Here is a 14,513-nt window from a genome sequence, read left to right as displayed (position 1 = left end):
CAAGATTTTCGACGAATTGCGCTTCGGCGCTTCTGCTTCCGTTCAGGKCGGTCACTCGCATGAAGATGGCGTTTTCCCTGAAGTAACGGTCCTTTTCGATCCCTTCGGTTTTGAGCAGGCAACCGACTGGAAGCAGCAGCTCATGCATCCGCGCGTCCATGTCGGCACCTCGATCGGCACGGCGGGTGAAGCCACGCAGTTCTTCGCCGGTTTCACCTGGACGGTCGACCTCAGCGACAAGATCTTCGCTGAAGCTGGCTTCGGCGGCGTCATCCACACTGGCGAGCTTCGCGATGACGACGACGATCCCGATCTCGGCTGTCGTGTGCTGTTCCACGAATATCTCGGCGCCGGCTATCGCTTAAACAGCAACTGGAATGTCATGGCGCAGCTCGCCCATTCCTCGAATGCCAATCTCTGCGATGGCCCCAACGACGGCATGACCCGCGCCGGACTGATGGTCGGCTACAAATTCTGACGGGCTTCGCCCGTTAAAGACAGCATTATGAAGCTTTTGATGCCTGCCCTCTGTTGACGGCAGGCATTTTCCTATCGCGCGCAATTCCTACTTAAGCTAAAGACACGGCAAACGCGCTAGGGCATGTCCGTTGTTCTTCGAATCTCGGTCGTGCTCTATCTCTTTGTTTCACGCAATTCCGGACGCAAAACCGCTGCGCACTTTTGCTGGATTGCTCTAAGGCAGGGACTTTCGAGAGCTCATGACCATTCCCAACACTATCAAGATCACGCCGGAACTAATCGCCTCACACGGCCTCAAGCCGGATGAATACCAGCGCATTCTGGATCTGATCGGCCGCGAACCGTCCTTTACCGAGCTCGGCATCTTTTCGGCCATGTGGAACGAGCACTGCTCCTATAAATCCTCCAAGAAGTGGCTGCGCACCTTGCCGACCAAGGGTCCGCGCGTCATCCAGGGACCGGGCGAAAATGCCGGCGTGGTCGATATCGATGACGGCGATTGCGTCGTCTTCAAGATGGAGAGCCACAACCACCCCTCTTATATCGAGCCCTACCAGGGTGCGGCGACCGGTGTCGGCGGCATCCTGCGCGACGTCTTCACCATGGGCGCGCGTCCGATCGCTGCCATGAACGCGCTGCGTTTCGGCGAGCCGGATCATCCGAAGACCCGCCACCTCGTCTCCGGCGTGGTCTCCGGCGTCGGTGGCTACGGCAATTCCTTCGGCGTGCCGACGGTCGGCGGCGAAGTGGAATTCGATGCCCGCTATAACGGCAACATCCTCGTCAACGCCTTTGCTGCGGGCCTTGCCAAGTCTAACGCCATCTTCCTGTCGGAAGCCAAGGGCGTCGGCCTTCCCGTCGTCTATCTCGGCGCCAAGACCGGCCGCGACGGCGTCGGTGGTGCAACGATGGCATCCGCCGAATTCGACGAATCGATCGAGGAGAAGCGCCCGACAGTTCAGGTCGGCGACCCCTTCACCGAGAAATGCCTGCTCGAAGCCTGCCTGGAACTGATGAAGACCGGCGCCGTCATCKCCATCCAGGACATGGGTGCCGCCGGCCTCACCTGCTCGGCTGTCGAAATGGGCGCCAAGGGCGACCTCGGCATCCTGCTCGAACTCGACAAGGTGCCGGTGCGCGAAGAGCGCATGACCGCCTATGAGATGATGTTGTCGGAAAGCCAGGAGCGCATGCTCATGGTGCTACAGCCGGAAAAGGAAGAGGAAGCCAAGGCGATCTTCGTCAAGTGGGGCCTCGATTTCGCAATCGTCGGCAAGACCACCGATGACCTGCGCTTCCGCGTCATGCATCAGGGCGAGGAAGTTGCGAACCTGCCGATCAAGGATCTCGGGGACCAGGCTCCGGAATATGACCGCCCCTGGCGCGAATCCGGCAAGCGTGCGCCGCTGCCGGCCAATCTCGTCGCTGCTCCCCAGGATTATAACGAGGCGCTGCTGCAGCTCGTCGGCTCTGCCAACCAGTCGAGCCGCCGCTGGGTCTACGAACAGTATGACACACTGATCCAGGGCAACTCCCTGCAGCTTCCGGGCGGCGATGCCGGCGTTGTGCGCGTCGAAGGTCACCCGCTGAAGGCGCTGGCCTTCTCCTCCGACGTTACACCGCGTTATGTCGAGGCCGATCCTTTCGAAGGCGGCAAGCAGGCTGTTGCCGAATGCTGGCGCAACATCACTGCGACCGGCGCCGAGCCGCTGGCGGCGACCGACAACCTCAACTTCGGCAATCCGGAGAAGCCCGAAATCATGGGCCAGTTCGTCGAAGCCGTGAAGGGCATCGGCGAAGCCTGCCGCGCGCTCGACTTCCCGATCGTATCCGGCAACGTCTCGCTCTATAACGAGACCAATGGCGTCGCGATCCTGCCGACCCCGACCATTGCCGGCGTCGGCCTGATGCCCGACTGGCGCAAGATGGCCCGTATCGGCAGCGCTGCCGAAGGCGACCGTGTTCTGCTCATCGGCACCGACGGCAGCCATCTCGGCCAGTCCGTCTATCTGCGCGATGTCATCGGCAGCACCGAAGGTCCCGCACCTGAAGTCGATCTCTTCGCCGAGCGTCGCAACGGCGATTTCGTCCGCTCTGTGATCCGCAACGGCCAGGCGACCGCCTGCCACGACATTTCCTCTGGTGGTCTGGTGACAGCACTTGCCGAAATGGCGATGGCTTCAGGCAAAGGTCTCAATATCAGCCTCAGCGAAGGTAAAGGCGCGCCGCATGCACAGCTCTTCGGTGAGGATCAGGCCCGCTACGTCCTGACGGTTCCAAAGGATGTTGCCGATTTCGTCTGCGCCAATGCCGAAGGGTCAGGCATTCCCTTCCGCCGCCTCGGAACGGTGGGCGGTGGCGCGCTCGTTGTCGACGATCTGATCTCGCTGCCGATTCAGCAATTGCGCGACGCCCATGAATCGTGGTTCCCTGATTTCATGGACGGCCGCGGCGAACTTGCCGCTGCGGAATGATGCGCAAGGAGTAACGATCATGGCCATGAAACCCGGCGATATTGAAGACATGATCAAGGCCGGGATTCCCGGTGCCAAGGTGACGATCCGCGATCTGGCAGGCGATGGCGACCACTACGCCGCTGAAGTCGTCGCCGAAGCTTTCCGCGGCAAGAGCCGCGTGCAGCAGCACCAGATGGTCTATGAGGCGCTGAAGGGCAATATGGGCGGCATCCTGCACGCGCTTGCTTTGCAGACCTCGGCGCCGGATTGAGATGCAAGCTTCGGCCTGTGGAAATGAATAGGCCCGGCGGGAAGGCATCCTTCCGCCGGGCCTTTTTGTTTTGGAACAGACGCGGTTGGCTCGAAAGTGATCGACGTCGCCTCACCTTTTTCCGTTAACTCAGGCGGGTAGCTTGCTCTGATCGGGATTGGCAAAAACCGAGGCCGGCATTGGGCCGGCGGTGAGCAGCGTGAAATCGAAAGAAGATTTCATGTCCGGCCCCAGCACGTACTGGCGATGCACACGCAACTGATCCCCACGAATCTTTTTGTAATGCTCCGGCGTCAGCATCTGCCGTACGCGGATATGGATCATGCTCGCCTGCGGGGCATCCGGATGGCCGGAAACGCTGACGACCGGCACCTTGTAGAAATTGATCGAATCCGTCAGGCACTGCACGTCCAGCCAGAAAATATCCGGGCAACGTGCAATCAGGCCGACGCGTGAACGCAAAAGCGTGGCAGATGACATCAGCGCGCATTGCAGGATGGCGCAGCCAAGTGTCGCAAACACCACGCGCTTGCCCTTGAATGCGTCAGGTTCGCGCTCGAGCAGAATGCCGACGACGTGTGCTGCGACGCTGGAGCCCATGCTGTGCGAGGAGATGACATATTCATCGGCCTCCTCATTGAGCGCCTCACCCATCGACGTCGCGCATTGCTCCAGCCAGTCGTTGAATTCGGGCCTGTCCATGCGTGCCAGCGCCATCGCCATTTCCCAGTCGGCAAAAAGATGCAGCGTGTGGAAGCGCTCCGAGAATGGCAGGAAGCCGAAGATGAAGAAGATGGCCGCCAGCGGCGCGCTCCAGCCGAGATGCCAGCCGGGAAGTCCCAGCCAGTAAGGCAGCGTCAGGATCTGCAGCGTGATGACGATTGCAAGGGCCGTCAGCAGGAAGGGAAAGATAAAGAACAGTCCGAAGCGCCAGGCATGGCGGAAATAGCCGGCCATACCGCCTTCCCGCACCACTTGCCAGAAGCTTAGAAAGCCCGTCGCGATCCGGCTTGCCGTATTTCCCATGCGTAGCCGCTGCACCAGATCATTATGGTCGAAGACATGCATACGCGTCTTCGTCTGCCAGCCATCGGCACCCGTGCCGACATCGAAGGAAACATAGTGCCCTTCGTTTGCAGCACCCGTCGCGACATTATAACCCCAGACGGATGCGCTTTGCCGGGCGGTACGCTCATACCGCGCCCGGTGTGCTGCGCCATCAAGCGGCTCGAAGCCGGGGAAATGCAGCACAACCCGCTTCTCGACGAGTTTCATGGTCTTTTTCTTCTTTCCGGCGGGTTGAGGGCGACGTTGCCAGGATGACGGGTTCGCTTGAAAATACGGCGAAAAACCGGATAAAACCTTCGAACCGACTTGCTAAGCGAACTCTTCCGGAATTCAATAGCGGAAGGTGCGTTTTGATCAGATTGGGAGGGATTTTGTGGCTAGTCTCGTGAATGAACTGGTGTCAGGCGTGGTCAATAGCGTTCTGAAGGAAATCTTGAAGAAGACGACGGGTCGCACCACGACCAAGCGCAAGCGTCGCAAGGCAGCTTCAGTAACAACGAGCCGCACCATGCGCAAGGCAACCTCGACGAGCCGTAAGCCCGCTCGCAAGCAGGTCAGCAAGCGCCGCACGGCGGCAGGCCGCAGTAGGCAGCGCCCGGCCTAAACCTTTTCCATCGTAAGCTGCAGTGCTTGCATTTCCTTGCGGCAAGGGCATGGGCGAATGCGATCTCGATGTCATGACCGAAGTCTCGCAATGGGATCTCGGCCACTTCACCGATACCGATATAGAACAGACCCAGGTCTGCCTCACCCAGGGAGCCGTAACGCTTAGGCAACAATGTGCGCCTCAGAGTGTCGCGGATTGGTCTTTTTTTGGTTTTGGCGGGTGGAATTCYGGCCCCCACATGCTATCTAAGGAAAACGATTGAAACGGCGGGCCTTTAACCCGCCTGTTGAAAGGATTAAGGCCTATGAGCGGTATCAACGAATTCATCGAAAACGAGATCAAGAGCAACGACGTCGTCCTCTTCATGAAGGGCACGCCGCAGTTTCCGCAGTGCGGTTTCTCCGGCCAGGTCGTCCAGATTCTCGATTACATCGGTGTCGACTATAAGGGCATCAACGTGCTCGCCGATTCGGAAATCCGCCAGGGCATCAAGGATTATTCCAAMTGGCCGACGATCCCCCAGCTCTACGTGAAGGGCGAATTCGTCGGCGGCTGTGACATCGTGCGGGAAATGTTCCAGGCCGGTGAGCTGCAGCAGCACCTCCAGGAAAATGGCGTCACGGTTAAGACCGCCGTCGCCTGATCGGTCACCGGGCGTCCGTCCGGTTTCCAAATCTGTATCTTGAGTTCGAGGCGCTGCGCCAAGCAGCGCCTTGACCTGTTTATGGGAATTTCATTGTGACAGATTCATCACAAGCCATGTCCGCGGGTCGGCTGCCCATGGGCAAGCTCGAATTTATCGCGCTTGCGGCTTTCTTGATGGCCGTCAACTCGCTGGCAATCGACATCATGCTGCCCGCACTGCAGCAGATCGGCTCAAGCCTCGGTGTCGAAAACGAAAACCATCGTCAGTATGTCGTTTCATCTTATCTTTTCGGCTTCGGCCTCGCCCAGCTTTTCTACGGTCCGCTTTCCGATCGCTTCGGTCGCCGTATTCCGCTGCTGATCGGGCTCGTTATTTATATCGTTTCTGCTTTCGGCATTGCCGTCGTCCCGAGCTTTGCGGGTCTTCTCGTGCTGCGCTTCATCCAGGGTCTCGGTTCGGCAGCCACCCGCGTCATTACGATCTCCATCGTCCGCGACGTCTACGGCGGCCGGCAGATGGCGGAAGTCATGTCGCTGATCATGATGGTCTTCATGATCGTGCCTGTCATTGCGCCCGGCAGCGGCCAGATCATCATGCTCGTCAGCACCTGGCACATGATCTTCGTCTTCATCGGCACGATGGCGACGGCTGTCGGCATCTGGATGTATCTGCGCCTGCCGGAAACGCTCGATCCGGCGAATGTTCGTCCCTTCACGGTCCGCTCGGTGGCGCAGGGCTTCGCGATCTTCCTGTCGAACCGCATCGCCCTCTGTTACACCATCGCCAGCACGATTCTCTTCGGCGCGCTGTTCGGCTTCATCAACTCCGCCCAGCAGATCTATGTCGGCATCTATGGGCTTGGCGTCTATATGCCGGTCGCCTTTGCCGGTGTGGCGCTGTTTATGGCCTTCTCGTCCTTCATCAACTCGCAGCTGGTCGGCCGCTTCGGCATGCGCCGCCTGTCGCATGCGTCGATCCTCGGCTTCTGCATTCTGAGCTTCATCTGGCTCATGGTGCAGATCTTTGGACCGCAGCCGATGCCCTTCGTGGTCTTCATCATCTTCTTCGCGCTGGTCATGTTCCAGTTCGGTTGGATCGGCTCCAACTTCAACTCGCTCGCCATGGAGCCCCTCGGCCACCTTGCCGGCACAGCCTCCTCGGTGATCGGCTTCATGAGCACGATCGGCGGGGCATTGATCGGAGCGATGATCGGACAGGCCTTCGACGGCACGGCAACGCCGATGATATTAGGTTACTTCGTCGTGTCGCTTGCTGGCATCGTTTTCGTGCTGATCGCCGAAAAGGGACGACTGTTCAGGCCGCAGCACGCACCGCTGCCGAAGGACGCATCAATTTCGAACTTCACCGATATCGGGCACTGAAGTTTTCAGACACATCGGGCCGGCGGGACACCATGGTAGGGACTCCGCCGCCCTCCCACATCGAATTCGGCCGCGTTTGCGGCCGCTCTTCCGTCATTCAGGGGGATTCGGATGACTCCGACACACAAACCGCACACGGAAAACCAGGGTTCTGCCCGCATCGGCATGGGCTTTGTCGAATTCGTGGTCACCATCGCCATCATGACTGCCAGCATCGCCATGGCGATCGACAGYATGCTGGCTGCGTTACCCAGTATCGGCCATTCGCTGGGTGTGACCAACAGCAATGACACGCAGCTCGTCATCGGCGTGTTCTTCCTGGGCTTCGGCGCCTCGCAGATTGTCTTCGGCAGCCTGTCGGATGCTTTCGGTCGGCGCAACATCCTGCTCGGCGGCCTAGCCTGCTATGTGGTCGGCATGTTTGCGGCAGCCGCCACCGGCAGCTTCGAGATGCTGTTGATCATGCGTTTCGTTCAGGGCATCGGCGGCGCAGCCGTTCGCATCACCACCATGGCGATCGTCCGCGACTGCTTCGGCGGCCGCGAAATGGCGCGTGTCATGTCCTATGTCATGATTGTCTTCATGATCGTGCCGATCGTCGCCCCTTCGGTCGGCCAGATGATCATCGCCTATGCCGAATGGCATTGGATCTTCATCCTGCTCGGCATCGTCGCCTCTATCCTATTCGTCTGGGCGCTGCTGCGGCTGAAGGAATCCCTCCCGCCGGAAGAGCGCATCCCGTTGTCCTTCGCTGCTGTTGGCGACGGCTTCAAAACGGTTCTCACCAACCGCATCACCTGCGGCTACATGATCGGGCTCACCATGTTCACCGGCGTCATCAGCGCCTATGTGATCTCGGTCCAGCAGGTCTYCGGCGAGGTCTATGGCCTTGGCGACTGGCTGCCGATTGCTTTCGCGGCGACGGCCGGCGGCATTGCAGTCGCCAACTTCGCCAATGGCATGCTGGTGCGCAGCTTCGGCATGCGTCGTATTTCGCATGCCGCCATGCTGCTCTTCACCATCGTCTCGGCGATCGGCTTCGTGGCGGCGCTGGGCGGCACGCCGTCCTTCGCCTTCTCCTATGCGCTCTTCTCGATCCTGCTCATGATGTTTGCCGTGATCGCCACCAATTTCACGGCGATCAGCCTGGAGCCGATGGGCAATCTCGCCGGCACGGCAACTGCGGTGACGGGTTTCGTGTCGACGACCTTCGGCGCCCTTCTCGGCGGCGGCGTCGGTCAGCTCTTCAACGGTACGGTGCAGCCGCTCTTCGGCGGCTTTGCGCTCTTCGGTCTTGTCACTGTGGTCATGGTGCTCTGGGCCGAAAAAGGCAAACTTTTCACCCATCCCGGCGACAGCCCGCAGATCGACCCCGGCGCCGTTCACATGTAATGCTGCAGCAGGCATAAGACTGGAAGTTCACGATGAGCCGTTTCTGGAGCCCCGTTGTCCAATCCCTGACGCCCTACGTGGCGGGCGAACAGCCCGTCATCGACGGGTTGGTCAAGCTCAACACCAATGAGAACCCCTACGGCCCATCGCCCCGCGCGTTGGCGGCGATCTCGGAAACGGTCAATGACACGCTGCGGCTCTATCCCGAACCGACCGGGCTGAAACTGCGCCAGGCGATTGCCGCAAGCTACGATCTCGATCCCGGCGAAGTCTTCGTTGGTAATGGTTCGGACGAGGTTCTGGCGCACACCTTCCAGGCGCTGCTAAAGCACGAACTGCCCCTGCTCTACCCCGATATCACCTATAGCTTCTACCCGACCTATTGCGGTCTCTATGGCATCGATTTCCGTGAGATCCCGCTGGACCAAAAGATGCAGGTCAGGATCGAGGATTATCGGCAGCCCTGCGGCGCGATCATCCTGCCCAACCCGAATGCGCCGACCGGGACCGCACTGCCTCTTGCGGCGATCGACGCGTTAATCGCCGAGCATCCGGATCAGGTTGTCGTTATCGACGAAGCCTATGTGGATTTCGGCGGTGAGAGCGCTATCCCGCTCGTCCGGAAATATCCGAACCTGCTCGTCGTCCAGACCTTCTCGAAATCGCGCGGCCTTGCCGGCCTGCGCGTCGGTTTCGCGGTCGGCCAGCGGCCGCTGATCGATGCGCTGGAAAGGGTCAAGGACAGTTTCAATTCCTATCCGCTGGACAGGCTCACCCAGGCGGGCGCCGTTGCCGCCTGGGAGGATCAGGACTGGTTCAGGAAACATTGCGATCTGATTATCGCGAGCCGCGAGCGCCTGACCGCCGCTCTCAGGGGGCTGGGCTTCGAAGTCTTGCCGTCTTCTGCCAATTTCGTATTCGCCCGCCATGCAGAGCGCGGCGGCGCGGAACTTACTGGTGAGCTGCGAAAGAGAGCCCTGCTCGTGCGGCATTTCCGCAAGGAGCGCATCCAGGACTTCCTGCGCATCACCATCGGCACCGATGCCGAATGCGACAAGCTTCTMGACGCGCTGCAGCAGATCCTCGCCTGATCGGCACCGACGACGGGCTTGCCGGCTTCAGACCGTGAAGACCTCGCGGCGCAGCACGTCCCAGCTTTCCTTGTCGGGCGTGATCAGCAAGCCGCCGCTGACATGATGCGGCAGATAGGCCGAGCCGTCGAAGCGGGCGGCATAGGCGCCGGCTTCCTGGCTGATCAAGGTACCGGCCAGGTGATCCCAGGGCATCAGCTTGTTGTACATCAGGTAATGCACATGCCCGCCGGCAAAGGCGCGGTATTCGTGGGCCGCACAGCGGTAGTTGGTGAGGAAGCGTACCTTGGCGAGATTGCCGAGGATCTCTGCGCGCTTCTCCTGCGGCAGGTAGCCGGTGGAGGCCATGCCGACCATCTGGTCGAGCGCGACCGGCGCGGCAACGCTCAGCCGCTGCGCCTCGCCGTCCGGCCGGCGCAGCCAGGCGCCGCCGCCCTTTTCCGCCATGACCCAGTCGTCGCCCATCGGATCATAGATGATGCCGGCGACCGTCTCGCCTCTGGAGACGACGGAGGCCATGACGCCGAAGGCCGGAATGCCGGAAGCGAAATTGAAAGTACCGTCGACGGGATCGACGATGATGGCGAGATCAGCGCCGTTAAGCTTGTCGAGAAGTGCTGCATCGGCAGAAACCGATTCTTCCCCGATGAAGAGCGCCTCCGGCCAGAGGCGCGCGGCCTCCGCCTTCAGCATTCTTTCAGCCTGCTCGTCGGCTTCCGTTACCAGATCGGTCGCTTCCGTCTTGGCGCGCACATCACCGCTGCCCAGTCGGCGAAAGCGCGGCAGGATCTCGGCTTTCGCTGCCTGCCGCAAGAGATCGGCAAGCGTCATCGTATCTATGGCAGTGGTCATGGCGGTTCCTTTCGGTTTATCGGTAGCCGACGATCTCGTTTCGGATCATCTGCCAGCTTTCCTTGTCGGGAGCCGAGATGATGCCGCCGGAAATCTCGCCCGGCCTGTAGGGCGTTCCGTCGAACTTGGCGGTATGGCCGCCGGCCTCCTGATGCGTCAGCACGCCGGCCAGATGATCCCACGGCATCAGCTTCGGATGGCCGATGAAATGCAGCTTGCCCGAGGAAACCATCCAATATTCATAGGCCGAGCAGTTGAAGGCGAAGGTCATCTTGATCCTCGCCATATTGGCGGCAACGCGCGAACGATCGGGTTCTTCCATATGGCTGCAGGCCATGGCGCCGATCATGCGGTTAAGCTCGATCGGCTCTGCGACCTTCAGGCGGACAGGGTCGCAATTGCGCTTGTGCTGGAAGGCACCGGCGCCCTTGAGGGAAACGACGGTGTCGCCGAGCGCCGGATCGTGAATGATGCCGGCAACCGTTTCACCCTTGACCGTCACGGCCAGGATCGTACCGAAGACCGGCATTCCCGCTGCGAAATTGAAGGTGCCGTCGACGGGGTCGATGACGAAGGCAAGATCGGCATCGGCCAATGCCGGCACGACGGAACGATCAGCCTCATAGGCTTCTTCGCCGACGATCAATGCCGAGGGAAAGCGCTCGCGGATGGCCGCGGTCAGATAGGCCTCGGAGCGCAGGTCGGCCTGCGTGACGAGATCGATGGAAGATGTCTTTTCGGAAACATTGGCCGCAGCCGCATTGCGGAAGCGCGGCATTATCTCTTCTTCGGCGACATGCCGGAGGCAATCKCCGAGAAACTCTATGTCATTGTCTGAGAAAATCATTTTGGACTCGTTGCATGGATCTGCAGACGCTCATAGCAAGTCCATTATGACGTTTGGGTGACGCTCAGTGCAGAAAAGTCGAAAAGTTTGGGATCAAGCAGATGCGACGGGTTCACATGGGCGAGCGCGCGCAGCATCGTATCCTTGCGGCCGGGCATGCGGCGCTCGATATCGGCGAGCATGTCCTTCATCGCATTGCGCTGCAAACCGTCCTGCGAGCCGCAGAGATCGCAGGGGATGATCGGGAACTGCATGGCAGCAGCGAATTTCGCCATGTCGTCCTCGGCGCAATAAGCAAGCGGCCGCAGCACCATCAGGTTACCTTCGTCATTGAGCAGCTTTGCCGGCATCGAGGCAAGCCGCCCGCCGTGGAAGAAGTTCATGAAGAAGGTCTCGAGGATATCCTCGCGGTGATGGCCGAGCACTAACGCATCGCAGCCTTCTTCCTTGGCAATGCGATAGAGATTGCCGCGGCGCAGGCGCGAGCAGAGCGAACAGTAGGTGGCTCCCTCCGGCACTTTTTCCTTCACGATGGAATAGGTATCGCGATATTCGATGCGATGTTTGACGCCGATCTTCGTGAGGTATTCCGGTAGTACATGCTTCGGAAAATTCGGCTGGCCCTGGTCGAGATTGCAGGCAATCAGCTCCACCGGCAACAAGCCGCGCCATTGCAGGTCGAGCAACAGCGACAAGAGCCCGTAGGAATCCTTGCCGCCGGAAATGCCGATCAGCCAGCGTTTCTGGCCCTTCAGCATGTCGAAGTCGTCGAAGGCCTGGCGGACCTGTCGCATCAGGCGTTTGCGCAGCTTGTTGAAGGAAACCGTATCAGGCGCATTGGCAAATAGCGCATGGCCGATGCCGGCTTCAGCCACTTCCAGATCGTCGGCAATATCGGCTGCGATATTCATCTTCTCATCCATCTGATGCGCGCGTCCTGCTTAGCAGAAACCGGCACTCCAACCCAGTCTCAATCGCCGAAAACGGACCAGCCGGTGCGGGCAGCCAGCATCTCAAGTGCCACGGCGCCAAGCTGTGAATTGCCAACCTTGTTCAGCCCCGGCGACCAGACGGCGATCGAGGCAATGCCCGGCGCCACCGCAAAAATGCCACCGCCGACACCGCTCTTGCCCGGCAGGCCGACATGATAGGCGAAGTCGCCCGATCCGTCGTAATGGCCGCAGGTCAGCATCAGCGCATTGATGCGCCGCGCCCGCTTCGGCGAAACCACCGAATGGCCTGTCAGCGGATGGCCGCCACGCGCCGCCAGGAACAGGCCGGCGCGGGCCAGTTGCTCGCAGGTCATCGAAAGCGCGCACTGGTGGAAATAAACGCCGAGCACGTGATCCACCGGATGGTCGAGATTGCGATAGGAGCGCATGAAATTGGCGAGCGCGAAATTGCGGTAACCGGTCGCCGTCTCCGAACGCGCCACCTTGTCGTCGATGGTGACGGATTCGTCATCCGCCAGGTAGCGCACGAAGCGCAGCAGTTCACCGATTGCCTCGCGCGGCGCATGACCCGCCATGACGACATCGCTGACGGCGATCGCGCCGGCGTTGATGAAGGGATTGCGCGGGATGCCGTGCTCATGCTCGAGCTGCACGATGGAATTGAAGGCCGAGCCCGAGGGCTCKCGGCCGACGCGCTTCCACAGCCCCTCGCCCACCTTGCCGAGCGCCAGCGTCAGCATGAAGACCTTGGAAATGCTCTGGATGGAGAAAGCCACATCGGCATGGCCGACGCTATAGACCTTGCCATCGACGGTGACGATCGACAGGCCGAACTGATTGGGATCGACCTTGGCAAGCTCGGGGATGTAATCCGCCACCTTGCCCTCGCCGATGCGCGGCGCCAATTCCTTGTAGATGCTGTCGAGGACTGTCTGCAAATCCATGATGGCTTCTCTCCAGAGAACAAAAAAGCCGCCTTGTAAGGCGGCTTTTCTGTATGCGAAAACGTCTCTCGCCCTGCTGCGCCGCACATCGTAGATGTGCAAAGGACGCAGCAGCATCGTAAAAACGCATAAGCCTTTCCGACAATCGAATTCGATTGTCGGGGCTATGCGTTAGCGAGAATAGAATTCGACGACCAGCTGCGGTTCCATGACGACCGCATACGGAACGTCGGCAAGCGTCGGAACGCGTGCGAAAGTGGCAACCATCTTGTGGTGGTCGACTTCGACGTAATCACGAACKTCGCGCTCAGCGAGCGAAACCGATTCCAGAACCGTAACGAGCTGCTTGGAGCGTTCACGAACTTCGATGACGTCGCCGGCCTTGCAACGGTAAGAACCGATGTTGACGCGGACGCCGTTGACCGTGACGTGGCCATGGTTGACGAACTGACGGGCAGCAAAGACCGTCGGAACGAACTTGGCGCGATACACGATCGCGTCGAGACGCGACTCCAGAAGACCGATCAGGTTTTCCGAGGTATCGCCCTTGCGGCGGTCAGCTTCAGCGAAGATTGCGCGGAACTGCTTCTCGCGCAGGTCACCGTAGTAACCCTTCAGCTTCTGCTTGGCGCGCAGCTGCACACCGAAGTCGGAAAGCTTGCCCTTGCGGCGCTGGCCGTGCTGGCCCGGGCCGTATTCGCGGCGGTTCACCGGGGACTTCGGACGGCCCCAGATGTTTTCGCCCATACGGCGGTCGATCTTGTACTTAGACGATTCGCGCTTGCTCATCGTATTTCCTTTCAAAAAGTTAGGACGGTTTGTTGCCAAACCGCGCGAAGGAAACACGCCCTCCTTTGATCCCGTTTCCGGGACCCGACAGGATTTTTCCATTCGCGAACGGACAAAATCCACGGGACATGTCAAATGAAACACCGGACATTGCTGCCCGGTGCTCGGGCGGTCTTTAGGGATAAGTCACAGGATTGTCAAACAGAATCTGCCGCAGCAAGCCCGTTCTCACCCGCCCGTTCGAGCGAACCGGCAAGTTTGCGCAAGAGCCCGGCCAGCGCCCGACGCTCGTCCTCATCCAGTCCGTCGAGATGGCCGAGTTCCCGCTTCATGTCTTCGCGGAAGGCGGCTTCGGCACGGCGGATGCCCTCCTTCGTCAGCGCCACCTCGAAGCTGCGCTTGTCCCCGGCAGAGCGCTCGCGCCGGATGAGCCCGGATTTCTCCAGCCTGTCCAGCCGGTGCGTCAGCCCGCCCGAGGAAATCATCAGAAGGCTGTAGAGCTCCGTCGGGATCATTCGGTATGGCGGCCCAGCGCGCCGGATCGTCGCGATCACGTCGAACTCGCCGCGATCGAGATCGAATTCCGAGAATGTCGCCTCGATGGATGGCCGCACCAGATTGGAGATCCGGTAGATGCGCCCGAGAATGCTCATCGGCGTCGTATCGAGATCGGGCAGCTCTTCCGCCCAGAGAGCGCGCAACCGGTCGACATGGTCTTGTTTTTCCATGGTCACT

The 14,513-nt window shown here is 60.2% G+C and carries 15 protein-coding genes; 8 read left to right on the top strand and 7 right to left on the bottom strand.

Annotated features, from left to right (window positions below):
* From AC1DNW_RS29545 to AC1DNW_RS29535, 3 genes are all read left to right on the top strand, one after another.
* Positions 1–478, top strand: a 478-nt coding sequence (locus AC1DNW_RS29545; RefSeq protein WP_477855249.1) for an acyloxyacyl hydrolase, incomplete at its 5' end; no start/stop codon positions are given.
* A gap of 241 nt (positions 479–719) precedes the next feature.
* On the top strand, positions 720–2,954 hold the full coding sequence (purL, locus tag AC1DNW_RS29540; RefSeq protein WP_477855248.1) for a phosphoribosylformylglycinamidine synthase subunit PurL: 2,235 nt from the start codon (positions 720–722) through the stop codon (positions 2,952–2,954).
* 19 nt (positions 2,955–2,973) lie between these two features.
* Positions 2,974–3,207 (top strand): BolA/IbaG family iron-sulfur metabolism protein, encoded by a 234-nt coding sequence (locus AC1DNW_RS29535; protein WP_007826248.1) that lies wholly within the window; start codon positions 2,974–2,976, stop codon positions 3,205–3,207.
* A gap of 129 nt (positions 3,208–3,336) precedes the next feature.
* Here AC1DNW_RS29535 and AC1DNW_RS29530 read toward each other — a convergent pair whose 3' ends face one another.
* Positions 3,337–4,482, bottom strand: coding sequence for an alpha/beta hydrolase family protein (locus AC1DNW_RS29530; RefSeq protein WP_113310669.1), 1,146 nt, complete (start codon positions 4,480–4,482; stop codon positions 3,337–3,339).
* Positions 4,483–4,648: 166 nt separating this feature from the next.
* Between AC1DNW_RS29530 and AC1DNW_RS29525 the strand changes: the two genes are divergently transcribed.
* From AC1DNW_RS29525 to hisC, 5 genes are all read left to right on the top strand, one after another.
* On the top strand, positions 4,649–4,879 hold the full coding sequence (locus tag AC1DNW_RS29525; protein ID WP_113299444.1) for a hypothetical protein: 231 nt from the start codon (positions 4,649–4,651) through the stop codon (positions 4,877–4,879).
* A 307-nt stretch (positions 4,880–5,186) separates the two neighbouring features.
* Positions 5,187–5,525 (top strand): Grx4 family monothiol glutaredoxin, encoded by a 339-nt coding sequence (grxD, locus tag AC1DNW_RS29520; RefSeq protein WP_477855247.1) that lies wholly within the window; start codon positions 5,187–5,189, stop codon positions 5,523–5,525.
* Positions 5,526–5,662: 137 nt separating this feature from the next.
* A complete protein-coding gene (locus AC1DNW_RS29515) occupies positions 5,663–6,910 on the top strand; it encodes a multidrug effflux MFS transporter (RefSeq protein WP_113299479.1) in 1,248 nt (415 codons plus the stop codon).
* Positions 6,911–7,021: 111 nt separating this feature from the next.
* Positions 7,022–8,302, top strand: a complete 1,281-nt coding sequence (locus tag AC1DNW_RS29510; protein WP_477855246.1) for a multidrug effflux MFS transporter — start codon at positions 7,022–7,024, stop codon at positions 8,300–8,302.
* A 32-nt stretch (positions 8,303–8,334) separates the two neighbouring features.
* A complete protein-coding gene (hisC, locus tag AC1DNW_RS29505) occupies positions 8,335–9,393 on the top strand; it encodes a histidinol-phosphate transaminase (RefSeq protein ID WP_113310671.1) in 1,059 nt (352 codons plus the stop codon).
* A gap of 27 nt (positions 9,394–9,420) precedes the next feature.
* On the opposite strand, the gene AC1DNW_RS29500 is transcribed toward hisC, so the two are convergent.
* From AC1DNW_RS29500 to AC1DNW_RS29475, 6 genes are all read right to left on the bottom strand, one after another.
* Positions 9,421–10,245, bottom strand: coding sequence for an inositol monophosphatase family protein (locus AC1DNW_RS29500; RefSeq protein ID WP_113310672.1), 825 nt, complete (start codon positions 10,243–10,245; stop codon positions 9,421–9,423).
* Positions 10,246–10,261: 16 nt separating this feature from the next.
* Complete coding sequence (locus AC1DNW_RS29495; RefSeq protein WP_113299450.1) at positions 10,262–11,092, bottom strand: inositol monophosphatase family protein; 831 nt, start codon at positions 11,090–11,092, stop codon at positions 10,262–10,264.
* A gap of 44 nt (positions 11,093–11,136) precedes the next feature.
* Positions 11,137–12,003, bottom strand: a complete 867-nt coding sequence (gene ttcA, locus AC1DNW_RS29490) for a tRNA 2-thiocytidine(32) synthetase TtcA (protein WP_113299480.1) — start codon at positions 12,001–12,003, stop codon at positions 11,137–11,139.
* A gap of 59 nt (positions 12,004–12,062) precedes the next feature.
* Positions 12,063–12,992, bottom strand: a complete 930-nt coding sequence (locus AC1DNW_RS29485; RefSeq protein ID WP_113299481.1) for a glutaminase — start codon at positions 12,990–12,992, stop codon at positions 12,063–12,065.
* A gap of 168 nt (positions 12,993–13,160) precedes the next feature.
* Entirely contained in the window at positions 13,161–13,778 is a 618-nt protein-coding gene (gene rpsD / locus AC1DNW_RS29480; RefSeq protein ID WP_477855245.1) for a 30S ribosomal protein S4, read from the bottom strand.
* Positions 13,779–13,975: 197 nt separating this feature from the next.
* Positions 13,976–14,506 (bottom strand): MarR family transcriptional regulator, encoded by a 531-nt coding sequence (locus AC1DNW_RS29475; RefSeq protein WP_113310673.1) that lies wholly within the window; start codon positions 14,504–14,506, stop codon positions 13,976–13,978.
* Positions 14,507–14,513: the final 7 nt, after the last annotated feature.

The sequence above is a fragment of the Rhizobium sp. 05L429 genome (genome assembly GCF_056397645.1).
The sequence above is the reverse complement of the archived record's forward strand: the minus strand, read 5'-3'. Positions and strand labels throughout refer to the sequence as shown.